The 22,092-nt window shown below is 73.1% G+C and carries 21 protein-coding genes and 1 riboswitch; of the genes, 13 read left to right on the top strand and 8 right to left on the bottom strand.

From position 1 onward, the window contains the following. Positions 1–117: 117 nt before the first annotated feature. Together dprE1 and dprE2 are read left to right on the top strand one after the other, a co-directional pair. The gene (dprE1, locus tag HNR57_RS11705) at positions 118–1,500 is read left to right on the top strand and encodes a decaprenylphosphoryl-beta-D-ribose oxidase (protein ID WP_184559541.1); all 1,383 of its coding nucleotides are present in this window, start codon (positions 118–120) and stop codon (positions 1,498–1,500) included. Positions 1,501–1,519: 19 nt separating this feature from the next. Then, a complete protein-coding gene (gene dprE2, locus HNR57_RS11700) occupies positions 1,520–2,275 on the top strand; it encodes a decaprenylphospho-beta-D-erythro-pentofuranosid-2-ulose 2-reductase (RefSeq protein WP_184559539.1) in 756 nt (251 codons plus the stop codon). 13 nt (positions 2,276–2,288) lie between these two features. Here the strand turns inward: dprE2 and HNR57_RS11695 are convergent, their stop codons facing one another. Together HNR57_RS11695 and trpS are read right to left on the bottom strand one after the other, a co-directional pair. Then, positions 2,289–2,867 (bottom strand): 2'-5' RNA ligase family protein, encoded by a 579-nt coding sequence (locus tag HNR57_RS11695; RefSeq protein WP_184559537.1) that lies wholly within the window; start codon positions 2,865–2,867, stop codon positions 2,289–2,291. 139 nt (positions 2,868–3,006) lie between these two features. Continuing rightward, positions 3,007–4,020, bottom strand: a complete 1,014-nt coding sequence (trpS, locus tag HNR57_RS11690; RefSeq protein ID WP_184559535.1) for a tryptophan--tRNA ligase — start codon at positions 4,018–4,020, stop codon at positions 3,007–3,009. 156 nt (positions 4,021–4,176) lie between these two features. Here trpS and HNR57_RS11685 point away from each other — a divergent pair, with 156 nt between their 5' ends. Continuing rightward, positions 4,177–4,683: a hypothetical protein gene (locus HNR57_RS11685; RefSeq protein ID WP_184559534.1), complete on the top strand. Its 507-nt coding sequence runs from the start codon at positions 4,177–4,179 to the stop codon at positions 4,681–4,683. Positions 4,684–4,696: 13 nt separating this feature from the next. Here the strand turns inward: HNR57_RS11685 and HNR57_RS11680 are convergent, their stop codons facing one another. The 3 genes from HNR57_RS11680 to HNR57_RS11670 form a co-directional block, all read right to left on the bottom strand. Continuing rightward, positions 4,697–6,145, bottom strand: a complete 1,449-nt coding sequence (locus HNR57_RS11680; protein WP_184559533.1) for a glycine hydroxymethyltransferase — start codon at positions 6,143–6,145, stop codon at positions 4,697–4,699. A gap of 33 nt (positions 6,146–6,178) precedes the next feature. Beyond that, a riboswitch (ZMP/ZTP riboswitch) is annotated at positions 6,179–6,264 on the bottom strand. 122 nt (positions 6,265–6,386) lie between these two features. Further along, a complete protein-coding gene (locus tag HNR57_RS11675) occupies positions 6,387–7,568 on the bottom strand; it encodes a glutathionylspermidine synthase family protein (protein WP_184559532.1) in 1,182 nt (393 codons plus the stop codon). 17 nt (positions 7,569–7,585) lie between these two features. Then, positions 7,586–7,936 carry a hypothetical protein gene (locus HNR57_RS11670; protein WP_184559531.1) on the bottom strand — a complete coding sequence of 117 codons (351 nt, stop codon included), beginning with the start codon at positions 7,934–7,936 and terminating at the stop codon, positions 7,586–7,588. A 124-nt stretch (positions 7,937–8,060) separates the two neighbouring features. Here HNR57_RS11670 and HNR57_RS11665 point away from each other — a divergent pair, with 124 nt between their 5' ends. The 7 genes from HNR57_RS11665 (at position 8,061) to HNR57_RS11630 (ending at position 17,425) form a co-directional block, all read left to right on the top strand. Next, positions 8,061–8,906, top strand: coding sequence for a DMT family protein (locus HNR57_RS11665; protein WP_184560371.1), 846 nt, complete (start codon positions 8,061–8,063; stop codon positions 8,904–8,906). A 116-nt stretch (positions 8,907–9,022) separates the two neighbouring features. Continuing rightward, entirely contained in the window at positions 9,023–9,601 is a 579-nt protein-coding gene (locus tag HNR57_RS11660; RefSeq protein WP_184559530.1) for a putative antibiotic biosynthesis monooxygenase, read from the top strand. Between the two features lie 30 nt (positions 9,602–9,631). Continuing rightward, a complete protein-coding gene (pabB, locus tag HNR57_RS39475; protein WP_313673420.1) occupies positions 9,632–12,331 on the top strand; it encodes an aminodeoxychorismate synthase component I in 2,700 nt (899 codons plus the stop codon). Beyond that, on the top strand, positions 12,328–13,851 hold the full coding sequence (locus HNR57_RS11645) for an AMP-binding protein (RefSeq protein ID WP_184559529.1): 1,524 nt from the start codon (positions 12,328–12,330) through the stop codon (positions 13,849–13,851). Before pabB ends, HNR57_RS11645 begins: the two co-directional genes overlap by 4 nt. Positions 13,852–13,874: 23 nt before the next feature. Continuing rightward, complete coding sequence (locus HNR57_RS39470; RefSeq protein ID WP_184559527.1) at positions 13,875–15,434, top strand: class I adenylate-forming enzyme family protein; 1,560 nt, start codon at positions 13,875–13,877, stop codon at positions 15,432–15,434. Further along, positions 15,431–16,609 (top strand): FAD-dependent oxidoreductase, encoded by a 1,179-nt coding sequence (locus tag HNR57_RS11635; protein WP_184559525.1) that lies wholly within the window; start codon positions 15,431–15,433, stop codon positions 16,607–16,609. Before HNR57_RS39470 ends, HNR57_RS11635 begins: the two co-directional genes overlap by 4 nt. A gap of 12 nt (positions 16,610–16,621) precedes the next feature. After that, positions 16,622–17,425, top strand: coding sequence for an aminotransferase class IV (locus tag HNR57_RS11630; protein ID WP_221342361.1), 804 nt, complete (start codon positions 16,622–16,624; stop codon positions 17,423–17,425). A gap of 82 nt (positions 17,426–17,507) precedes the next feature. Here HNR57_RS11630 and HNR57_RS11625 read toward each other — a convergent pair whose 3' ends face one another. Continuing rightward, entirely contained in the window at positions 17,508–17,975 is a 468-nt protein-coding gene (locus tag HNR57_RS11625) for a carboxymuconolactone decarboxylase family protein (protein WP_184559523.1), read from the bottom strand. Positions 17,976–18,024: 49 nt separating this feature from the next. Next, a complete protein-coding gene (pdxR, locus tag HNR57_RS11620; RefSeq protein ID WP_184559521.1) occupies positions 18,025–19,413 on the bottom strand; it encodes a MocR-like pyridoxine biosynthesis transcription factor PdxR in 1,389 nt (462 codons plus the stop codon). Between the two features lie 47 nt (positions 19,414–19,460). Between pdxR and HNR57_RS11615 the strand changes: the two genes are divergently transcribed. Genes HNR57_RS11615 through HNR57_RS11605 form a run of 3 tightly spaced genes read left to right on the top strand, consistent with a single transcriptional unit; the run spans position 19,461 to position 21,129 of the window. Further along, a complete protein-coding gene (locus HNR57_RS11615) occupies positions 19,461–19,970 on the top strand; it encodes a carboxymuconolactone decarboxylase family protein (RefSeq protein ID WP_184559519.1) in 510 nt (169 codons plus the stop codon). Next, positions 19,967–20,413 carry a carboxymuconolactone decarboxylase family protein gene (locus HNR57_RS11610; protein ID WP_184559517.1) on the top strand — a complete coding sequence of 149 codons (447 nt, stop codon included), beginning with the start codon at positions 19,967–19,969 and terminating at the stop codon, positions 20,411–20,413. The genes HNR57_RS11615 and HNR57_RS11610 overlap by 4 nt, the downstream gene beginning before the upstream one ends. Continuing rightward, the gene (locus tag HNR57_RS11605; protein ID WP_184559515.1) at positions 20,410–21,129 is read left to right on the top strand and encodes an isocitrate lyase/PEP mutase family protein; all 720 of its coding nucleotides are present in this window, start codon (positions 20,410–20,412) and stop codon (positions 21,127–21,129) included. The genes HNR57_RS11610 and HNR57_RS11605 overlap by 4 nt, the downstream gene beginning before the upstream one ends. A 6-nt stretch (positions 21,130–21,135) precedes the next feature. Here the strand turns inward: HNR57_RS11605 and HNR57_RS11600 are convergent, their stop codons facing one another. Then, a complete protein-coding gene (locus HNR57_RS11600) occupies positions 21,136–22,092 on the bottom strand; it encodes an ABC transporter substrate-binding protein (protein WP_184559513.1) in 957 nt (318 codons plus the stop codon).

Raw genomic sequence — 22,092 nt, 5'->3', positions numbered from 1 at the left:
CGCCCATCAGGCATGAACTCCGGCAATATTGAGCGACATCCCATTAATCACCCATTTCGGGGAGGGATGCCATGTTCGCGAACTAATCGCTCACACTTGGGCGATACGGTCACGGACATGTCTGCCGAGACCGATTTCGACCCGGACGTCATGGGCATGGACCACACCACCGTGACGGGCTGGGGCCGCACCGCCCCCACCGCCGCCTGGCTGATCCGCCCGCGCACGTACGAGGAGGCCGCGGCCGCCGTCCGGGACTGCGGGGCGCGCGGCGGGATCCCCCGGGGCCTGGGGCGGGCGTACGGGGACGCGGCGCAGAACGCGGGCGGCTCCGTGCTCGACATGACGGCGCTGGACCGTGTCCACGCGATCGACGCCGACGGCGGGACCGTGCTGTGCGACGCGGGCGTCTCCCTGCACCGGCTGATGGAGGTGCTGCTGCCGCTCGGCTGGTTCGTGCCGGTCACCCCCGGCACCCGTTACGTCACCGTGGGCGGGGCCATCGGCGCCGACATCCACGGCAAGAACCACCACGTCTCGGGCTCCTTCGCACGGCACGTGCTCGCCCTCGAACTGCTCACCGCGGACGGCGAGATCCGCACGGTGATCCCCGGCACGCCCCTCTTCGACGCCACGGCCGGCGGCATGGGCCTGACCGGCGTGATCCTCACCGCGACGATCCGGCTCCAGCCGGTCGAGACCTCGCTGATGTCGGTCGACACCGAGCGGGCGACGGACCTCGACGACCTGATGGCCCGGCTGGCGGCCACCGACCACCGCTACCGCTACTCAGTCGCCTGGATCGACCTGCTGGCCCGGGGCGCCGCCACCGGCCGCGCGGTCCTCACCCGCGGCGACCACGCGCCGCTGGACGCGCTCCCCGCCCGTCCGCGCCGGGACCCGCTGGCCTTCCGCACCTCCCGCCTCCCGGCCACCCCGGCGATCCTCCCCGAGGGCCTGCTCAGCCGGACGACCGTGGGCCTCTTCAACGAGCTGTGGTACCGCAAGGCCCCCCGCACCCGGACCGGCCGACTCCAGCGGATCTCGGCCTTCTTCCACCCGCTGGACGGCGTCCCCCACTGGAACCGCGTCTACGGCCGGGGCGGCTTCGTGCAGTACCAGTTCGTCGTCGGCTACGGCCGGGAGGACGCCCTGCGCCGCATCGTGCGCCGCATCTCCGAACGCCGCTGCCCGTCCTTCCTGGCCGTCCTCAAGCGCTTCGGCGAGTCCGACCCGGGCTGGCTGTCCTTCCCCGTGCCGGGCTGGACGCTCGCGCTGGACATCCCGGCGGGCCTGCCGGGCCTGGGCGCGTTCCTCGACGAACTCGACGAGGAGGTCGCCGCCGCGGGCGGGCGGGTCTACCTCGCCAAGGACGCCCGGCTGCGCCCGGAGCTGCTCGCGGCCATGTACCCGCGCCTCGACGACTTCCGCGAACTGCGCGCCCGACTGGACCCGCACGGAGTGTTCGTGTCCGACCTGGCCCGCCGCCTCAGTCTGTGAGCAACCTCTAGGAGCTGTCATGAAGGACGCCTTCGGCCTCCCCCAGTCCCTGCTCGTCCTCGGCGGCACGTCGGAGATCGCGCTGGCGACCGCCCGCCGGCTGATCGCCCGCCGCACCCGTACGGTCTGGCTGGCCGGCCGCCCCTCCCCCGCCCTGGAGGAGGCCGCCGGGCAGCTGCGCGGGCTCGGCGCCGACGTGCACACCGTCACCTTCGACGCGCTCGACCCCGCCTCGCACGAGGCCGTGCTCGGCAAGGTGTTCGCCGAGGGCGACGTCGACATGGTGCTGCTCGCCTTCGGGCTGCTCGGCGACCAGGCCCGGGACGAGCGGGAGCCGGAGGCGGCGGTGCGGGTCGCGCAGACCAACTACACCGGCGCGGTCTCGGCGGGCCTGGTGTGCGCCCGCTCGCTCCAGTCCCAGGGGCACGGCTCGCTCGTCGTGATGTCCTCCGTCGCGGGCGAGCGGGCCCGCCGGGCGAACTTCATCTACGGCTCCAGCAAGGCCGGCCTCGACGCCTTCGCGCAGGGCCTGGGCGACGCGCTGCACGGCACGGGCGTGCACGTCATGGTCGTACGCCCCGGCTTCGTCCGGACGCGCATGACCGCCGGGCTGCCCGAGGCGCCGCTGGCGACCACGCCCGAGGCGGTCGCGGCGGCCGTGGAGCTGGGGCTGCGGCGCCGCTCGGAGACGGTGTGGGTGCCCGGGACGCTGCGCGTGGTGATGGCGGCGCTGCGGCACCTGCCGCGCGGGGTGTTCCGGCGGCTGCCGGTCTGATCCCGCGGCCGGGTCAGCGGGTGGGAACGGAGCCGCGCTCCACCCGCCCGGCCTGCGGGGGGACGGCCGAGCCGCCGAAGGGGAAATCGCGGAGCTTGCGCCAGACGCCGTCGGCGCCCTGCTCGTAGAGGGCGAAGCCCGTGCAGGGCCACTCGGCCTCGTAGCCGGCGAGTTCCTCGAAGGCGCGGTCCATGGCCGCCTCGTCGATGCCGTGCGCCACGGTGACGTGCGGGTGGTACGGGAACTGCAGTTCGCGTGCGGCCGGCCCGGCGGGGTCGCGGACCTGCTGCTGGAGCAGCGTGCAGGCCTCCGCGCCCGCGACGACCTGGACGAACACCACCGGCGACAGGGGCCGGAAGGTGCCGGTGCCGGACAGCCGCATGGGGAACGCGCGGCCGGCGGCGGCGACCTCGGCCAGATGCGCCTCGACGGCCGGCAGCGAGGCCTCGTCGATCTCTGTCGGCGGCAGCAGGGTGACGTGCGTGGGGATGCCGTGAGCAGCGGCGTCGCCGAAGCCCGCGCGCAGCTGCTGGAGCTCGCTGCCGTGAGGCTCCGGGACCGCGATCGAAACACCGATCGTTACGGTCCCCACGTCGTCTCCTGTCATGTCAGTGTGGCCGCTGATACGACCACCCGGTTATCGACTGTACGGCCACGACCGGGTTACGGGCAGGCGCAACCGGAGTGATGTACAGCGCTGTTCGGTCGTACGGCTGTGCGCGGGGGCGGGTTCAGTGCTTGGCGGGCAGGAAGCCGACCTTGTCGTACGCCTGGGCGAGGGTCTCCGCGGCGACCGCGCGGGCCTTCTCGGCGCCCTTGGCGAGGACCGAGTCGAGCGTCTCGGGGTCGTCCAGGTACTGCTGGGTGCGCTCCCGGAACGGCGTCACGAACTCGACCATGATCTCGGCGAGGTCCGTCTTGAGCGCGCCGTACATCTTGCCGGTGTACTTCTCCTCCAGCTCGCCGATGCTCTCGCCGGTGAGGGTCGAGTAGATCGTGAGGAGGTTGCTGATGCCGGGCTTGTTCTCGGCGTCGTAGCGGATCACCGTGTCGGTGTCGGTGACGGCGCTCTTGACCTTCTTGGCCGTGGCCTTCGGCTCGTCGAGGAGGTTGATGAGGCCCTTCGGCGTGGACGCCGACTTGCTCATCTTGATCGACGGGTCCTGAAGGTCGTAGATCTTCGCCGTCTCCTTGAGGATGTACGGCTTCGGGAGGGTGAAGGTCTCGCCGAAGCGGCCGTTGAAGCGCGTGGCGAGGTCGCGGGTGAGCTCGATGTGCTGGCGCTGGTCCTCGCCGACCGGGACCTCGTTGGCCTGGTAGAGCAGGATGTCCGCGACCTGGAGGATCGGGTAGGTGAACAGGCCGACCGAGGCGCGCTCGGCGCCCTGCTTGGCGGACTTGTCCTTGAACTGGGTCATCCGGCCGGCCTCGCCGAAGCCGGTGAGGCAGTTCATGATCCAGGCGAGCTGGGCGTGCTCGGGGACGTGGCTCTGCACGAAGAGCGTGCAGCGGTCCGGGTCGAGACCCGCCGCGAGGAGCTGGGCGGCGGCCAGGCGCGTGTTCGCGCGCAGGTCCTTCGGGTCCTGCGGGATGGTGATCGCGTGCAGGTCGACGACCATGTAGAACGCGTCGTGGGTCTCCTGGAGGGCCACCCACTGGCGGACGGCGCCGAGGTAGTTGCCGAGGTGGAACGAGCCGGCGGTGGGCTGGATCCCGGAGAGCACGCGAGGTCGGTCAGAGGCCATGCTCACCATTCTCTCAGGTCCCGGGGGCCGATCCGGAAGGGGCTGGAAACAGACGGGATCCCCGTCGGCCCCGGGGTGTGACAAGGGGGTGAGGCGCGGGAAGGGGGCTGCCCCCGGCCGCGCTCGGGGCGCTGCGGACGTGGAGGGGGATCCCTTGTGCAGCCCACGCACACGGGGACGGAGCGGGTACCGGAGGACTGGGCGGAGGGGAACTTTCCGCGGGTGCGGCTGACGGTGGTCCGGGGATTGTCCGGGGTCGGCGGCCGGCCCACCACCGACCGGCCGCCGGGCGGGGACGTGGCCGTCGAGCGGCAGGACCAGCTGGTGGTGACCGACGACGGCGTTCCGTGGGTGCGGTCGGATCCGACGCCCGCCGTGGAGGACGACGACATCCGCCGGCACCGGGCCCCGCGGTCGGTCTTCGAGCGGCTGGACGGGGCGCGGCTGCTCGGTGGCGGGGACGGCGCGCCCGCCGGGAGCACGGCCGCCGTGGGCCTGCCCGGCCCGGTGCGGGGCCAGGCCCGGTGGGCGGTGGCGGGAGGGGTGCTGGGGCTAGCGGCCGGTGTGGGCGGAACGCTGCTGATACGCCGCGCGGCGGCCCGGCGCGAAGCCGGACCGCCGCGGGAGGAGCCGCGTCAGGTGCTCATCGACCTGGACGAGTGACGGGTCCGGGGCGTCAGCCCAGGTCGATCTCCGGGTACAGCGGGAAACCGGCCACGAGGTCGGTGGCGCGGCGGGAGATCTCGTCGGCGATCTTGGCGTCGAGCACGTGGGACGCCTTGGAGGGGGCGCCCGACTTGGTCGTGCCCGCCTCCGCGGTGGTGAGGACGCGGTCGATGAGGCCGGCGACCTCGTCCATCTCGGCGGTGCCCAGGCCGCGGGTGGTCAGGGCGGGGGTGCCGATGCGGATGCCGGAGGTGTACCAGGCGCCGTTGGGGTCGGCGGGGATGGCGTTGCGGTTGGTGACGATGCCCGACTCCAGCAGGGCGGCCTCGGCCTGGCGGCCGGTGAGGCCGTAGGAGGAGGCGACGTCGATCAGGTTCAGGTGGTTGTCCGTGCCGCCGGTCACGAGGGTGGCGCCGCGGCGCATCAGGCCTTCGGCGAGGGCGCGGGAGTTGTCGACGATGCGCTGGGCGTAGTCGCGGAAGGACTCCTGGCGGGCCTCCGCGAAAGCGACCGCCTTGGCGGCCATGACGTGCGGGAGCGGGCCGCCGAGGACCATCGGGCAGCCGCGGTCGACCTGGTCCTTCAGGGAGTCGTCGCACAGGACCATGCCGCCGCGGGGGCCGCGCAGCGACTTGTGGGTGGTCGTCGTCACGATCTGGGCGTGCGGGACCGGGTCGAAGTCGCCGGTGAGGACCTTGCCCGCGACCAGGCCGGCGAAGTGCGCCATGTCGACCATGAGCGTCGCCCCGACCTCGTCGGCGATCTCGCGCATGATCCGGAAGTTCACCAGACGGGGGTAGGCCGAGTAGCCCGCGACGATGATCAGCGGCTTGAACTCACGGGCGGAGGTGCGCAGCGCCTCGTAGTCGATGAGGCCCGTGGCCGGGTCGGTGCCGTAGGAGCGCTGGTCGAACATCTTGCCGGAGATGTTCGGGCGGAAGCCATGGGTGAGGTGGCCGCCGGCGTCCAGGGACATGCCGAGCATGCGCTGGTTGCCGAAGGCGCGGCGCAGCTCGGCCCAGTCGGCCTCGGAGAGGTCGTTGACCTGGCGGGCGCCGGCCTTCTCCAGGGCGGGGACCTCGACGCGCTGGGCGAGGACCGACCAGAAGGCGACGAGGTTGGCGTCGATGCCGGAGTGCGGCTGGACGTAGGCGTGGCGGGCGCCGAAGAGTTCCTTGGCGTGCTCGGCGGCGAGGGACTCGACGGTGTCGACGTTGCGGCAGCCGGCGTAGAAGCGGCGGCCGATGGTGCCCTCGGCGTACTTGTCGCTGAACCAGTTGCCCATCGCCAGGAGCGTCGCCGGGGAGGCGTAGTTCTCGGAGGCGATCAGCTTGAGCATCTCGCGCTGGTCGGCGACCTCCTGGCCGATGGCGTCCGCCACGCGGGGCTCGACGGCGCGGATCACGTCGAGGGCGGCGCGGTAGGCGGTGGAAGCGGTGGAGAGGGGCTCGGCTGACATGTGTGGACCTCCGGACGTTGCGTTCAGCGTTCACGGTACGGCCCAGGCGCACGGCTCTCTCTGCTCGGGCCGCTCCCCGATGGTTGATCCATCCCAGCGCGCCAGTCACGGCCCTCGGTCAGCCTACCGGGTGGGGTGGGCGCGGAGCGTCTGCCGGGTTGCTCTTCGTTGCCGGGTGCGGGTCGTCTGTGGTTGATCGCGCAGTTCCCCGCGCCCCCGAGGGACGTGGCCCAGCCCCCGTCTAAAGGATCACGTGGGGCAGGAACCTCGCATACTCGTCCGTTATCAGGCCCGAGGACTCCCGGATGCCCAGGCCCGCCGACTCGTTCTCCACCACCCACGCGCCCAGCACGACCCGGTTGCCGTCGAAGTCGGGGAGGGGGGCGAGCTGCTGGTAGCAGCAGGGTTCGTCGCGGGTGGCGGGGGCGGATCCGGGGTCGTGGATCGTGACGCCCGCTCCCTCGCGGCCCAGGAGGGGCTTGGCGACCCAGCCCTTCGCGGGCAGGTCCCGGGGGCCGTCCAGGTACGCGGGGAGGAGGTTCGGGTGGTCCGGATACAGCTCCCAGAGGATCGCCAGGAGGGCCTTGTTGCTGAGGAGCATCTTCCAGGCCGGCTCGATCCACAGGGTGGAGCCGGTGCCGCCGCCGTTGTCGAGGGTGTCCAGGACGTGGTCGGCGAAGCGATCGGTGGTGAGCCATTCCCAGGGGTAGAGCTTGAAGACGCTGCGGATGAAGCGCAGGCGCTGGTCGACGAAGCGGCCGGAGAGGCGGTCCCAGCCGATCTCCTCCATGGAGATCCAGTCGGTGGCCAGGCCGGCCTGCTCGGCGGTCTCCTTCAGGTAGGCGACCGTCATCATGTCCTCGCCGAGTTCGTCGGCGGAGGAGTACGCGAAGTAGAGGGGGCTGCCCGGCGGGAGGAGGGCGGCCTGCTTCTTCCAGGCGTCGATGAGGCGCTCGTGCAGGGAGTTCCACTGGTCGGCGCCGGGGAAACGGTCCTCCATCCAGAACCACTGGGGGGACGCGGCCTCGACCAGTGAGGTGGGGGTGTCGGCGTTGTACTCCAGGAGCTTGGCCGGGCCGGTGCCGTCGTAGCGGAGGTCGAAGCGGCCGTAGACGGAGGGGAGTTCGGCCCGGCGGTGCCAGGCCTCGGCGACCGCGCGGGCGACGCGGGGGTCGGTGATGCCGAGGTCGGCGAAGCGGTCCTCGGCGACGATGTGGCCGGCGGCGGCCAGGCACATGCGGTGCAGGTCCTCGACCACCTCTTCGAGGGCCTCGATCTCCTCCAGGGAGAAGACGTAGTACGCGCTTTCGTCCCAGTAGGGGCGCAGGGAGTCGTCGGGGTAGCGGGTCAGGGGGTAGATCAGGCCCTGTTCCTCGACGGTCTGCTGCCAGCCGGGGCGGGGCTCGGTGGTCCGGCGTTCCATCTGCTGTCTCCGCCCGGTCAGCCGCCGCCGCTGCCGCTGCCGGAGCAGCCGAAGCCGCCCCGGTCGACGGCTTCGTCGCGGCTGAAGGTGCCGTGGTCGGCGTAGCCGCCGCTGACGTCGGCGTCGTAGTACCAGTCGGCGTCGGCCCTGGACGAGCCGGTCTTCTTGCGGCCCTTGCCGGCGGAGGACGAGCCGGACGAGCAGTTCTTGTCGGCGACGATCTTGTAGCCGTTGATGTAGTCGTAGCTGTCCCGGTCCACACAGCGGCGGTCGGGGTCGGAGCCGCACGCGGACAGCGCCGCCGCGAGGACGCCCATGCCGCCCAGCACCACCGTGCTCGAACGCAACCGCCGCCGTGTTTCAGCCATGTGCGTGTCTCCCCGCATCTCCCCGTGTGCACTGACAGACGGTCAGCCTAGAGATCGGTGTGAACGGCCGCGCATGGCCCCCCGTCCCCGAGCACTCCCCTACTGTCGATTTGTGATCTTTGGAATGGTGTGTGCCCTCGGTGCGGCGGTCTGCTTCGGCACGGCGACCGTGCTGCAGGCGATCGCCGCGCGTTCGGCGGCGGCGACCGGCCCGGGCGGGGACGTGGCGCTGCTGTGGCGGGCGCTGCGGCAGTGGCGGTATCTGGCCGGGCTCGCGCTGGACGGGCTCGGTTTCGTGCTCCAGATCCTCGCGCTGCGGTCGGTGCCGATCTACGCCGTGGGGGCGGCGCTGGCGGCGAGCCTCGCGGTGACGGCCGTGGTCGCGGCCCGGCTGCTCAAGGTGCGGCTCAGCCGCGTCGAGTGGGCGGCGGTGGCGGTGGTGTGCGCCGGGCTGGCACTGCTGGGGCTGGCCTCCGGGGCGGAGGGCGACGAGGAGGGGCCGGCCTGGCTGAAGTGGGCGATGCTAGGGGCGGCGGCCGGGGTGCTGCTGCTCGGGGTGGTGGCCGGGCGGCTGCCGGAGCGGGGGCGGGCGCTGACGCTCGGGCTGGGGGCGGGGCTCGGGTTCGGGGTGGTGGAGGTGTCGGTGCGGCTCATCGACGGGTTCTCACCCGGGGAGCTGTTCCCGAATCCGGCGACGTACGCGCTGCTGCTCGGCGGTGGGGCGGCGTTCCTGCTGCTGACCTCGGCGTTGCAGCGCGGGTCGGTGACCACGGCGACGGCCGGTCTGGTGCTCGGGGAGACCGTCGCGCCCGCGCTGATCGGGGTGGTGTGGCTCGGGGACCGTACGCGGCCGGGGCTGGGGTGGCTGGCGATCCTCGGTTTCGCGGTGGCGGTCGCGGGGGCGCTGGCGTTGTCGCGGTTCGGGGAGGCGCCGGTGGAGGCGGAGGAGAGCGCCGTCGCCCCGACCTGAGCGGATGCGCTTTCCCGCCTGCGGAGAGCCTTCATCTTCGGGGTGACCTTCCGGGCAACCGGAAAATCGTTTGTTGAATCTTGAACGCGCGGTGAGCGCTTTCCGTATGGGACGGCGTGACCAGTAATCCCGTCACGGTCACCGTGGCCTATCGCGTGACGCCGGGCCGTGCAGCCGACTTCCACTCCTGGGGGTGGGCGATGCTGGGCGCGACCGCGCGGCAGCCGGGATTCATGGGGGGTGGGGTACTTGTCGACGGAGGGGCGGAGTGGCATGTCGTCTATCGCTTCGCCAGCGAGGGACTGGCCCTGGCCTGGGAGAAATCACCCTCCCGGGAACAATGGGACGCCCGGCTGGCGGGCGTCGCCCAGGAGGCGGAGCGCAGGCGGGTGCCGGGCGCCCGGGCCTGGTTCGACGCGCAGACGCTGACGCCCCCGCCACCTGCTCCGCCGTCGAAATGGAAACTGTGGTTCGTGAATATGAGCGCGGTTTTCCCGCCGGTGCTCCTGTTCAATCTGACGGTGCTTCCCTATCTCGGTGACCTCAATGCACTGTTTCGCACGCTGTTGTTGTGTCTGTGTGTAACGGCCCTTGTCACCTGGATTCTCATGCCGCGGCTCCAGCGTTTCTTCCGGAAATGGCTGTACCCGTCGCTCCAGGCACTGCGCGGGCGGCACAAACGCCGGGCCATATAGGCCCGCGAACGAACAGAGGGAGGTGGGCGGGTGAAGACCCTGCTCATCGACAATTACGACTCGTACACGTACAACCTGTTCCAGCTGATCGCCGAGGTCAACGGCGAGGAACCGGTGGTCGTCCGGAACGACGCTCCCGTCGACGGTCTTCCCGATCTCCGGGCGTTCGACAACCTCGTGGTGTCCCCCGGGCCCGGGCATCCGGGCGAGGCGCGTGATTTCGGTATCGGGAGCAGGCTGCTCGCGACCTCTCCGGTCCCCGTACTCGGCGTCTGTCTGGGGCATCAGGGCATCGCGCTCGGGGAGGCCGGGCTGGTGGGGCCCGCCCCGGAGCCGCGGCACGGGCACCTGTCCACGGTCCGGCATGACGGCCGGGACCTGTTCCACGGTCTGCCGCAGCACTTCACCGCCGTCCGCTACCACTCGCTGACCGTGCGCGAGCCGTTGCCGGAGACGCTTCAGGCCACGGCCTGGGCGGAGGACGGCGTCCTGATGGGGCTCCGGCACCGCAGCCGGCCGCTGTGGGGAGTGCAGTTCCATCCGGAGTCGGTCCTCACGGAGTACGGGCACCGCATGCTCGTGAACTTCCGCAACCTCACCGCCGAGCGGGCGGGCAAGCTGCGCACGAAGAACACGGCCGTGCCCTCCCACGAGGAGGTCCGGCGGCGGGTCGTCCCGGAGGGCGAGGCGGGGGCCCGGCGACTCCCCGGGAGCCTTATCGGCCTCGGCGGCCTGCGTCGTCCGGTGGCCGCGGCCGTCTTCCAGGTCGCCGCCGTCACACAGGCGGCAGCGAACCCGTCCGGCGGCCCGGGGGCGAACGCGCTCCGCGAGTCCACCAAGACGACTTCACCGCCGGGCCCGGGGCCCCGCCCCGAGGCGGCGGCATCCGCCCATGCTGCTCCATCTCCCGGCGGGGGCGTCCCAACCGCGGCACCGGGCACGAACGCCGAGGCCGTCGGTGTCCCGGCTGCGGGGGCCGGTCCGGACGCCGAGGCAGCCGCATCCGGCTCGGCCCCCCGACCGCCCGGCAGGACCCTCCCGGCCGCAGAGCCGGGAGCGCCCGGCAAGGGCGCGTCGGTCCCCGGGCAAGGGGCGCCCGCCGACGCCGTCCCGGCTGCCCCCGGTGCCGGGCCCTCGGACGCGGCCGCGCTACTGGCCGCCCGGGGGCGGAAGGCGCGCGGCGAGGTCGTGCCGGCCGCCGTGGCCATCCCCCGGCCCCGGCGGCCCGACCGGGTCGGGTACCGGCTGCACACCCGGAGGGTCAGCGGGGCCGTCGACACCGAGGCGGTCTTCAGCCGGATGTTCGCGGGTTCGCCGCGGAGCTTCTGGCTGGACAGTTCGCTGGTCGAGCCGGGGCGCTCGCGGTTCTCGTTCCTCGGGGACGACCAGGGGCCGCTGGCCGAGTTCGTGCGGTACGACGTCGGTGCCGGGCGGTGTGAGATCGAGCGGGCGGGACGGCCCGTGCGGCGGGTCAGGGCGAGTGTCTTCGACTACCTGAAGCGGCAGTTGAGCAACCTCCGGGTGGACGCGACCGGACTGCCGTTCGACTTCACCGGCGGCTATGTCGGCTACTTCGGCTACGAGATGAAGGCCGACTGCGGGTCGGCCAACCGCCACCGCTCCCCCACCCCGGACGCCGCGTGGCTGTTCGCCGACCGGGTGATCGCGGTGGACCACGAGGAGGGCTTCACCTACGCCGTGTGCCTGGCGGAGGACACCCCGCAGGCCGCGCGGGAGGCCGCCGACTGGCTGGAGGGCGTGCTGGCCGGCCTGTCCTGCGTGGCGACGGAACGCCCGCCGCTGCCCGGACCGCCCGCCCCGGCCGACCCCGGTGCCGCCGAGCCCTGGCTGGTGCGCGACCGGGCGACGTACCTCGCGGACATCGAGGCGTGCCGGCAGGCGCTGCGGTCCGGCACCAGCTACGAGGTGTGCCTGACGAACGCCGCCCGGCTGCCCGCTCCGCCCGACCCGCTGGAGTTCTACCGGACGCTGCGCCGCGACAACCCGGCCCCGTACGCGGCGTTCCTGAGGTTCGGTGAGCTGGAGGTGGCCGGTTCCTCGCCCGAGCGGTTCCTGCGGATCGACCGGGACGGCACCGCCGAGGCCCGGCCCATCAAGGGCACCGCGCCCCGGGGTGACGGGCCGCAGGAGGACGCCCGGCTGCGGGACGCGCTCGCCTCGGACGCCAAGACCCGGGCCGAGAACCTGATGATCGTGGACCTGCTGCGCAACGACCTGGGGCAGGTCTGCCGGACCGGCACCGTGCGGGTCTCCAAGCTGATGGCCACGGAGACCTACGCCACCGTGCACCAGCTGGTGTCCACCGTGCAGGGCAGGTTGCGGGAGGGCACGGACGCGGTGGACTGCGTGCGGGCCTGTTTCCCGGGCGGATCGATGACCGGCGCGCCGAAGCTGCGCACGCTGGAGATCATCGACACGCTGGAGACCGAGGCCCGTGGCGTCTACTCCGGCGCCCTCGGTTACTTCGGCTGCGGTGGCGGCGCGGACCTGAGCATCGTGATCCGGACGGCCGTCTTCGCCGACGGCCTGACGCACCTGGGAGCGGGCGGCGCCATCGTGCTGGGCTCCGATCCGGACGCCGAGTACGAGGAGATGCTGCTGAAGACGGCGGCCCCGATGCGCGCCCTCCAGCAGCACACGGCCGGCCGGTCGCGGCGGCAGAGCCCGCCGGGGCAGAGAGCCGGGGCGGCCGGGGAGGCCCGGCGATGACCAGTCCGCAGGTCATGCTGAGCCCGCCGGAGACCGAGACGCCCGGGAACCTCGCGGCCCACCTCGCGGAACTCGCCGAGCGCCGCGGGTGGACCGCACGGGCCGCCTTCCACCAGGGGCACCGGGCCTGGACCCACGGCGAGGTGCACGACCTGGCCGCCCGCGCCGCCACCGTGCTGGCCGGCCACGGGGTGCGCCCCGGCGACCGGGTGCTGCTCGCGCTGCCGGACTCCCTGGCCTGGGTGACGGCGTTCCTCGCCACCGCCCGCCTCGGGGCCGTCGCGGTGCCGGTCAACCCCGAACTCCCCGCGGCCGACCACGCGTTCCTCGCCGAGGACACCGCCGCCGTGCTGTGCGTGACCGGGCCGGGCCTGGAGAAGCGGTTCGCCGGCCGGACGGGGCTCGGTGCCGACCAGCTGATGGCCCTCGCCCCCACCGCCGCGCCCGCCCCCGCCCAACAGGTCGACGCGCGCACCCCGCTGTACGTGCAGTACACCTCCGGCACCACGGGCCGTCCCAAGGGCGTCGTGCACACGCACGGCGATCCACGGACGTACCACGACCTGATCGGGCGGCGGGTGCTGCGGATCACCGCGCAGGACGTCACCCTGTCGGTGTCCAAGCTGTTCTTCGCCTACGGCTTCGGCAACGCGTTCGTCTTCCCGCTGTTCTCCGGCTCGTCCGCCGTGCTGGTGGACCGGCGCCCCGGCCCGGCCACCATCGACGAGCTGGTCGCCCGGCACCGGGTGACGCTGCTGTACTCCGTGCCGTCCGCGTACGCCGCGCTGGTCGCCGAGCGGGGCCACGGGCACGAGGGCTGCTTCGCCTCGGTGCGGGCCGCGGTGTCGGCCGGTGAGGGGCTGCCGGAGGGGCTGGCCACGCAGGTGACCGCGCTGCTGGGCGCCCCGGTGCTGGAGCAGATCGGCTCCACCGAGGCCGGTCACGCGTTCTGCGCCAACGGCTTCGCCCACAACCACCCGGGCACGGTCGGCCGGCCCGTCCCCGGCTTCGAGGTGGAGCTGCGCGACCGTGACGGCCACCGGGTGCCGGACGGCGAGGAGGGCGAGATGTGGGTGCGCGGGCCGACGGTGACGCCCGGCTACCTCAACCGGCCCGAGGAGACGGCCCGGACCCTCGTGGGCGGCTGGCTGGCCACGCGGGACCGGGCCTGCCGCGAACCGGACGGCACCTACCGGCACCTGGGCCGCGCCGACGACATGGAGATGGTCGGCGGCATCACCGTCTCCCCGCTGGAGGTGGAGGCCGTGCTGCGCGGCCATCCCGCGGTGCGGGAGGTGGCGGTCGCCGCCGTCCCCGACGGGCGCGGCGCGAGCCGGCTGCGGGCCTTCGTGGTTCCCGTCCCGCCCGTCCGGGACGGTCTGGCGGACGAGCTGACCGGCCTGGCGCGCGAGAGCCTCGCCGCGTTCAAGGTCCCCCGCAGCGTCAGCTTCGTCCCGTCGCTGCCCCGCACACCGACCGGGAAGCTGCGCCGCCATCTGGTGCGCAAGGGCGCCTGGTGAACACCACGGAGAGGAACGACCCCATGCGACAGTCCCTGCTCGCGGACCGCGGCTTCTACCTGGGACCGGTCTTCCGGCGTGCGGCCGACCGGCACGGGGCGGTCTTCGTCACCCTCGACCGGCCGCTCGACGTCGCCCCCTCCCTCGGGACCGACCTGAGCTACACCGTGCTGGCCGAGCTGGTCGAGGAGTTGTCGGGCCGGCTGTGGGAGGCCGGGGTGCGGCCCTCGGAGCAGGTCGTCGTGCACAAGGCGGACAACGTCGACATCATGCTGCTGACCTGTGCCGTCTCCCGTATCGGGGCCGTGCCCGTACTGCTGTCGCCCGCGCTGGCCCCGGCGGTCGCCGGGCAGCTCCTTCAACGGCTGCGGCGGCCCTGGCTGGTCACCGACCGTGCCACGCTGGACGGCCTGAAGGACGTCGCCCTGTCCGGGCTCGTGCGGCGGACGCTGTCCGTGGACGACGCGCCCCGTGCCGAGCCCCTGGCGAAGTACACCGGCGCCGAAGCGCCCCCGGCGGTCCGGCTCCACCCCCGCGAACCCGCCCTGATCACCCACAGCTCGGGCACCACCGGCGTCCCCAAACTGGCCGTGCACTGCGCGCGGACCATGTGGAACCGGCTCGTGCCGCAGCAGGCGATGGGCTGGCCCACCCGGGGCGAGACCGCCGCGCTGCACATGTCGTTCGTGCACTCGCGCTTCTACCACCTGCTCGGTGTGCTGCTGCACTTCGGCAGCCCGCTCGTGCTGATCACCGACCCGGACCCGGCCGCGGTCGGCCCGCTGCTGGTCCGGCACCGGCCCGGCATCGTGGAGACGCATCCCAACACCTTCGTGCTGTGGGAGGAACTGGCCGGTGCGCCCGGGGCGCCGCTGTCCCGGGTCCGGTCGTACGGCTCGACGTTCGACGCGATCCATCCGCGGACCGTGCGGCGGCTGCTGGACGCGTCGCGGCGCCGTACGCCCTGGCTGGTCCAGCTGTACGGGCAGAGCGAGACGGGCCCGGTGGCGTTCCAGGTGGTGACCCGGCGCAGTGCGGCCCGGGCGGACGGCCGCCGGGTCGGGTTCGGGATACCCGGCTTCACCCGGGTCCGGGTGACCGACGCCGAGGGCCGGCGGGTCGCGCCCGGCACACCGGGCCGTATCGAGGCGCGCACCCGCGGCCGCATCCTCACCTACCTCGGCATGCCGGAGCGCTACGACCGTCAGCTCACCGACGGCTGGTGGGAGATGGGCGACCTGGGCTACCGCGACCGCCTCGGCGCGCTGTACCTGATAGACCGGGAGATCGACCGGATCGACGCCGTGCACAGCAACCTGGAGGTCGAGGACGTGCTGATGTCCCGGCTGGAGGAGCTGCGGGAGGTCGTGATCGTGCCGGGGGCGGACCGTGAGCCGGTGCCGGTGGTGTGCGTGCGCGGCGAGCGGCCCCTGGACCCGGAGCGCTGGCGGCGGGCCACGGCCGGGCTGCCGGCGATGGCCGAGCCGCGGCAGTGGCGGTTCGAGGAGCTGCCGATGACGGCGACGTGGAAGGTGAAGCGGGTGGAGATCGCCCGGATGCTCGGCGAAGGCGTCAGGGCGTGACCCCGGTCGTGGTCGTGGGGGCCGGCCCGGTGGGCCTGTCGGCGGCCCTCGCACTGCGCTCCCACGGCCTGTCCGTCACGCTGCTGGAGGCCGACCCGCAGGACCGTGAACGGCCCGGCAGCCGGGCCCTGTTCGTGCACCGGGAGACCCTCGGCCTGCTGGACGCGATGCTGCCCGGCCTCGCCGCCGAGATCACGGCGTACGGGCGGACCTGGCACACCGGGCGCACCCTCTACCGGGGACGTGAGGTCTATGCCCGAACCTTCCCGCCCCCGTCCGGCCCGCCGCCCTTCACCAGCCTGCGCCAGACGGACACCGAACGCTTTCTGCGCGCGGCCTGCGGTAGGGCCGGGGTCGACTTCGAGTGGGGCGCCCGGGTGACGGGCGTGCGCAGCACGGGAAGCGGGGTCCGGCTGACGTGTGCGGACGGGCGGCAGTGGAGCGCTTCCCACGTCGTCGCCGCCGACGGGGCCCGCTCCGCGGTCCGGCGCGGGCTGGGCATCGAGCTGGAGGGCACCCGCGGCGAGGGCTTCCACGTCGTCGTGGACGTCGCCGACGTGCCGGGCGGCGAGCTGCCGTTGGAGCGGGTCTTCCACTACGAGCATCCCGGGGCGGGCGGGCGCAGTGTGATGCGGGTGCCGTTCACCGGGGGCTTCCAGATCGACCTCCAGTGCCGCGACGACGACCGGCCGGAGGAGTTCGGTACCGAGGAGGCCGTCCGCCGCTGGCTGCCGGCGATCGTCGGGGAGGACTACGGCGACCGGATCCTGTGGGTGTCGACGTACCGCTTCCTGCGCAAGGTGGCCGCCTCGTTCACCGATCCGCACCGGCGGGTGCTGCTGGCCGGTGAGGCGGCGCATCTCTTTCCTCCGTTCGGGGCGCGCGGGATGAACAGCGGGATCGCGGACGCGGCGGCCGCCGCCGGGGCGATCGCCGCCGGGACCGCGGAGGCGGTCGCGGACTTCGCGGAGGTGCGGCGCGCGGCGGGCCTGTTCAACATGGCCGCCGCCGGTACGGCCCTGGACCATCTGCGGCCGCGCCGCCGGATCGTCCGGGTCAGGCAGCGGGCCGCGGCGGCCCTGGCGCCGGTGCTGCCGTGGTGTGGATCCTGGCTGGAGCACGCGCCGTACGGGCCCCGGCACGGGGCGCCCGCCGTCGCGGGCCGCAGGTACTGAGGAGAGGACCCCATGGTGACAAGACCGGCGGTGGCGGAGGGCCTGTGGGCCTGGACGCCCGGCCGTGGCCTGGCCCCGGCTCCGGAGCGGACGGCCGGGGGGCGGCTGCTCGTCGCGGACTCCTGGCTGCTGCGCGATGGCCGGGTGCGGGCCTACGCCCGGCACCAGGAGCGGTTCTCGCGGTCCTGCGGTGACTGCGGCGGGCCGGAGCCGCGCCGGCTCACGGCGTTCTGGCAGGACGTGACCGCCGCCCTGCCGAGAACCGGCGAGTGGTTCCCCCGGGTGGAACTCGCGGCGGGCTCCCTGGAGCTGCGGCTGCTGCTGCGGCCCGCTCCGCCGCTGGGGACGGGGGTGCGCCTGTGGGCGGCGGGCCAGTCCGATCCGCGGACGGTGCCCCGGCGCAAGGGCCCTGACCTCGACACGCTGGCCCGGGTGCGCCGCCGGGCCACGGGCGAGGGCGCGGAGGAGGCGGTGCTGATCGCCCGTTCGGGCACGGTCCTGGAGTCGGCCACCGCCGGTGTCCTGTGGTGGGAGGACGACACCCTGTGCCTGCCCCCGCCGCGGCTGCCCGTCCTGCCGAGTGTGACGTCCGGGCTGGTGCAGGAGCGGGCGCTGTGCTCGGGGCTGCGGATCGCGCACCGCGAGCGGACCGTGGCGGAGCTGGAGGGCCGTGAGGTGTGGCTGGTGAACGCGCTGCACGGGATCCGGCCCGTGACGGGCTGGGTCGGACGGCCGATGCGGGTGCCTCCGGCGGACCGGGCCGGGGAATGGCGAACCTGGCTGGACAGCGTCATGGAGCCGCTTCCGGCCGGCTGAATCGGAGGAAAAGACCGACCGAATCGGAGGAAAGAGAGCGGCGCCGGGCTGAATTCGACGCGGCGCCTTTTCCGCTGCCTTTTCAGCTTTTCGGGACCATGCGCGTCGCTATCGCGATCCGGTTGTAGGCGTTGATGACGGTGGCCGCCCAGATGAGGGCCGCGATCTGGTTCTCGTCGAAGACCCCGGCCGCCTCGGCGTAGACGGCGTCCGGGACGCGGCCGTCGTGGACGAGCGTCACCGCCTCGGTCAACGCCAGGGCGGCGCGCTCGCGTTCGGTGAAGAAGGGCGTCTCCCGCCAGGCGTTCAGGGTGTAGATGCGCTGCTCGGTCTCGCCCCGTCCGCGGGCGTCCCTGGTGTGCATGTCGAGGCAGAACGCGCAGCCGTTGATCTGCGAGGCGCGGATCCTGACCAGTTCCAGCAGTTCTGGTTCGAGCTTCGCTTCCTGGGCCGCACAAACGGCGGCGGCATGCAGGGAGCCCATGGCCGCGGAGACGTCGGGGGTGATTTTCTTCAGGGCCACGCGAGATGGGGAAAGGCTTTCACTCATGGGGTGACCATATCCGCCGGACGGCATTTCCGAGGGTGAATTCAAGCGATTATCCGGGCAGTACCGCGGACAGCGCGTCCAGCGCCCCCGACCAGGCGTGGTCCGGCGGCGTTCCGTAGCCGACGACCAGGGCGTCGACGGGGTCGGCCCGCGCGGCTGGGTGGGTGTAGCGGGCGAGTCCGTGGAGCGCGAGGCCCCGCCAGTGCGCCGCCTGGACCACCGACTGCTCGGTGCCCGCGGGCAGGCGCAGCAGAACGTGCAGACCGGCCGCGATGCCGGTGACGCGGGCCTGAGGGGCCCGGGCCGTGACAGCCTCGACGAGGGCGTCCCGGCGGCGCCGGTAGCGCAGGCGGGACGCGCGTACGTGCCGGTCGTAGGCGCCGGAGGTGAGGAACTCGGCCAGGGTCAGCTGGTCCAGCACCCCGCAGGTGTCGACGCCGCCCTTCGCCGCGGCGACCTCCTCGGCGAGGCTCGGCGGCAGCACCATCCAGGCCAGCCGCAGCCCGGGCGCGAGGGACTTGCTCGCGGTGCCCAGGTGGACGACCCGGTCGGGGTCCAGGCCCTGGAGCGCGCCGACGGGCTGCCGGTCGTAGCGGAACTCCCCGTCGTAGTCGTCCTCCAGCACCAGCCCGCCGGTGCGCCGCGCCCAGTCCACGACGGCCGTACGGCGGTCGCGGTGCAGGGGTACGCCCATGGGGAACTGGTGGGCGGGGGTGAGCAGCAGCGCGTCGGCCCCGGACAGGGCGCCCGGGTCGGTGCCCAGATGGTCGAAGGGCAGCGGGGCGGTGTCCAGTCCGGAGGCGGCCAGGATCCGCCAGTGCGCGTCGAGGCCGTACGACTCGACCGCGACCGTCCGTGCGCCGCGGGCCCGCAGGACCGTGCCGAGCAGCTTCAGGCCGTGCGCGAACCCGGCGCACACCACGATCCGTTCGGGGCCGGTGCGCACGCCCCGGGCCCGGGAGAGGTACCCGGCGAGCGCGGCCCGCAGCTCGGGACGGCCCCGCGGGTCGCCGTAGTCGAGCGCGTGGTGCGGGGCGGCGTTGAGGGCGCGGCGGGCGGCCTTGAGCCATGCCGCACGCGGGAAGGACGCGAGGTCGGGGTTGCCGGGGCGCAGGTCGTAGGCCGGGCGCGCGGGTGCCCGGGGGTGGGGTGCCGTACCGGACGGCGGGACGACCTCGCGCGCGGCGACCCGGGTGCCCGACCCCTGCCGGGCGGTGAGCCAGCCCTCGGCGACCAGGTCGGCGTAGGCGTCGGCGACCGTGTTGCGGGCGATGCCCAGGTCGGCGGCGAGCGCGCGGGAGGAGGGCAGCCGGGTGCCCGGGGCCAGCCGGCCGGAGCGCACCGCCTCGCGCAGGGCGTCGGTCAGCCCCCGCCGCAGGCCCGGCCCGGCCGGCTCCACATGCAGGTCGATGCCCAGAGTGGCCCAGGGTTCCGCCATGGAAATGGACCATACCCCTGGGCTGCTTCCCTCCTAGGGTCGAGGGCATGACGACGCACACCGACACCCCGACGACCGTGGAGTACGTTCCCGAGCAGCCCGCCCGCCTGGAGTGGGCCAAGCACGCGCCCGAGGTCTACAAGGCGATGGTCCGGCTGGAGACCGCCGCCCGGAAGGGCCTCGACCACACGCTGTACGAGCTGGTGAAGATCCGCGCCTCCCAGATCAACCACTGCGCGTTCTGCATCGACATGCACACCAAGGACGCCCTGGCGGCGGGCGAGAGCGTCGAGCGGATCGTGCAGCTCAGCGCCTGGGACGAGTCGCGGCACTTCTACACCGCGAAAGAGATCGCCGCGCTGGAGCTGACGGAGGCGGTGACGGTCCTGACGGACGGGTTCGTGCCGGACGAGGTCTACGACAACGCCGCCAAGCACTTCGAGGAGGCGGAGCTCGCGCAGGTCATCGCGGCCATCACGGTGATCAACGCCTGGAACCGGTTCGGGGTGACCTGCCGGATGGCACCGGGGCACTACGAGCCGGGCCAGTACAAGTGACGACCCGGACCCGGCTGCTGGACCCCGCGGTCGGCCGGGCCATGTCGGCTCTCAGCGCCGCCGCGAAGAAGGGCCTGGGCGACCCGGCCCTCGCCGAACTCGTCGTCATCCGCGCCTCGCAGCTCAACCACTGCGCGTTCTGCCTCGACATGCACCTCGCGATCGCCCGTGAGCACGGGGTGGGCGAGCGGCAGCTCGATCTGCTGGCCGCTTGGGAGGAGGCGGAGGGCGTCTTCGACGAACGGGAGCGGGCCGCGCTGGCACTGACGGAGGCGGTGACCGTGCTGACCGGGGGCTTCGTGCCGGACGAGGTGTACGAGCGGGCCGCCGGGCACTTCGGCGAGGCCGGGCTGGCCCATCTGATCGGCCTGGTCGTCGCCATCAACAACTGGAACCGGGTGATGGTCGGCCGCCGGATTCCGCCAGGGGGATACACACCATGAGCAAGATCGACGAGTTCCGCGCCCTGCACCACCGCCGGGCGCCCGGCGACCCGCTGGTCCTGCCCGGGCCGTGGGACGCGGCCGCCGCGCGGGTGTTCGCCGAAGCCGGGTTCCCCGCCCTCGCCACGCCCAGCGCCGGGGTCGCCGCGTCGCTCGGCTACGAGGACGGGCAGGTCCCGGCCGACGAGATGTTCGCGGCGGTCGCCCGGATCGCCCGGGCCGTCGACGTGCCCGTGTCGGCGGACGTGGAGGGCGGCTACGGGCTCGCGCCGAAGGACCTCGTGGAGCGGCTGCTGGAGGTGGGCGCGGTCGGCTGCAACCTGGAGGACTCCGAGGACGGGGTGCTGAAGGACCCCCGCGCGCACGCCTCCTGGCTGGCCGAGGTGCGGGAGGCGGCCGGTGACCGGCTGTTCGTCAACGCGCGCATCGACACCTTCGCCTGCGGCTTCGACGATCCCGCACAGGCCATCGAGCGGGCCGCGCTGTACGTCGCCGCGGGGGCCGACTGCGTGTACCCGATCGGCGCCCCGCCGGAGGTGCTGCCGCTGCTGCGGGCCGGCATCCAGGGCCCGATCAACGTCGGGGCCCTGACGGACGAGGGCCCCTCGCCCGCCGAACTCGGCGAACGAGGGGCCACCCGGATCACCTTCGGTCCGGGGCTCCAGCGGCGGGCCACCCGCGCACTGCGGGAGATCGCCGCGGGGCTGCGACGGTAGGGACGCTCAGGACAGCCACTTCTTCCACGTGGACTCGTGGCTGTCCACCCACTTCTTCGCCGCCGCCTCCGGCGTCATCTTCTTGTCGGCGATCATCAGAGAGACCTCGTTCTGGTCCTCGGTCGTCCACTTGAACTTCTTCAGGAAGGCCGCCGCCTTGCCGCCGCTCTTCGCGAAGTCCGCGTTGAGGTACTTCTGCAGCGGGGTGTGCGGATAGGCGCAGGCGACCTTCTCCGGGTCGGCGTCGCAGCCCTCCTTGTACGGCGGCAGCTTCACCTCGGTCATCGGGACCTTCTTGAAGAGCCACTGCGGGGAGTACCAGTAGGTGAGGAAGGGCTTCTTCTCCTTGGCGAACTGCTTCATCTGCGTGATCTGCGCGGCCTCGGAGCCGGCGAACACCACCTGGTAGTCCAGCTTCAGGTTCTTCACCAGCGCCTTGTCGTTGGTGACGTAGGACGGCGAGCCGTCCATCAGCTGGCCCTTGCTGCCGCTCTCCGGGGTGCGGAACTGATCGGCGTACTTGTTGAGGTTCTTCCAGTCGGTGACGTCCGGGTGCTTCTTGGCGAAGTACGTCGGGACGAACCAGCCGATGTGGCCGGTGACGCCGAGTTCGCCGCCGGGCGCGATCGTCTTCTTGTCCTTGACGTACCGCTGCTCCTGCTCGGGGTGGCCCCAGTCCTCCAGGAGCGCGTCGACGCGGCCCTGGCTGAGGGCGTCCCAGGCGGGCACCTCGTCGACCTGGACGGTGTCGACGCGGTAGCCCAGCTCGTGCTCCAGGAGGTACTGGGCGACGGCCACGTTGGACTGGGCGCCCACCCAGGACTGCACGGACAAGGTCACGGTCTTCGAGCCCTGCGCGTTGGCGAAGGGCGAGGCCTGCTTGGTCATGTCGGCCGCGCCGCAGCCGGTGAGCAGCGCCAGGGAGCTCACCGCGGCGACCGCGGCGGTCGTACGGATCCGCAT

Origin of the sequence: Streptomyces paradoxus (assembly GCF_014202475.1) — a bacterium.
GTDB classification, from domain to species: domain Bacteria; phylum Actinomycetota; class Actinomycetes; order Streptomycetales; family Streptomycetaceae; genus Streptomyces; species Streptomyces paradoxus.
The sequence above is the reverse complement of the archived record's forward strand: the minus strand, read 5'-3'. Positions and strand labels throughout refer to the sequence as shown.

Excerpts from the sequence above, each read along its gene's own strand:
- HNR57_RS11670 (WP_184559531.1), bottom strand. The coding sequence starts at position 7,936 with ATGGCTGAAACACGGCGGCGGTTGCGTTCGAGCACGGTGGTGCTGGGC.
- trpS (WP_184559535.1), bottom strand. The coding sequence starts at position 4,020 with ATGGCCTCTGACCGACCTCGCGTGCTCTCCGGGATCCAGCCCACCGCC.
- HNR57_RS11665 (WP_184560371.1), top strand. The coding sequence starts at position 8,061 with ATGGTGTGTGCCCTCGGTGCGGCGGTCTGCTTCGGCACGGCGACCGTG.
- pdxR (WP_184559521.1), bottom strand. The coding sequence starts at position 19,413 with ATGGCGGAACCCTGGGCCACTCTGGGCATCGACCTGCATGTGGAGCCG.
- HNR57_RS11630 (WP_221342361.1), top strand. The coding sequence starts at position 16,622 with ATGGTGACAAGACCGGCGGTGGCGGAGGGCCTGTGGGCCTGGACGCCC.
- HNR57_RS39470 (WP_184559527.1), top strand. The coding sequence starts at position 13,875 with ATGCGACAGTCCCTGCTCGCGGACCGCGGCTTCTACCTGGGACCGGTC.
- HNR57_RS11600 (WP_184559513.1), bottom strand. The coding sequence starts at position 22,092 with ATGCGGATCCGTACGACCGCCGCGGTCGCCGCGGTGAGCTCCCTGGCG.
- HNR57_RS11615 (WP_184559519.1), top strand. The coding sequence starts at position 19,461 with ATGACGACGCACACCGACACCCCGACGACCGTGGAGTACGTTCCCGAG.
- dprE1 (WP_184559541.1), top strand. The coding sequence starts at position 118 with ATGTCTGCCGAGACCGATTTCGACCCGGACGTCATGGGCATGGACCAC.
- dprE2 (WP_184559539.1), top strand. The coding sequence starts at position 1,520 with ATGAAGGACGCCTTCGGCCTCCCCCAGTCCCTGCTCGTCCTCGGCGGC.
- HNR57_RS11605 (WP_184559515.1), top strand. The coding sequence starts at position 20,410 with ATGAGCAAGATCGACGAGTTCCGCGCCCTGCACCACCGCCGGGCGCCC.
- HNR57_RS11645 (WP_184559529.1), top strand. The coding sequence starts at position 12,328 with ATGACCAGTCCGCAGGTCATGCTGAGCCCGCCGGAGACCGAGACGCCC.
- HNR57_RS11680 (WP_184559533.1), bottom strand. The coding sequence starts at position 6,145 with ATGTCAGCCGAGCCCCTCTCCACCGCTTCCACCGCCTACCGCGCCGCC.
- HNR57_RS11675 (WP_184559532.1), bottom strand. The coding sequence starts at position 7,568 with ATGGAACGCCGGACCACCGAGCCCCGCCCCGGCTGGCAGCAGACCGTC.
- HNR57_RS11625 (WP_184559523.1), bottom strand. The coding sequence starts at position 17,975 with ATGAGTGAAAGCCTTTCCCCATCTCGCGTGGCCCTGAAGAAAATCACC.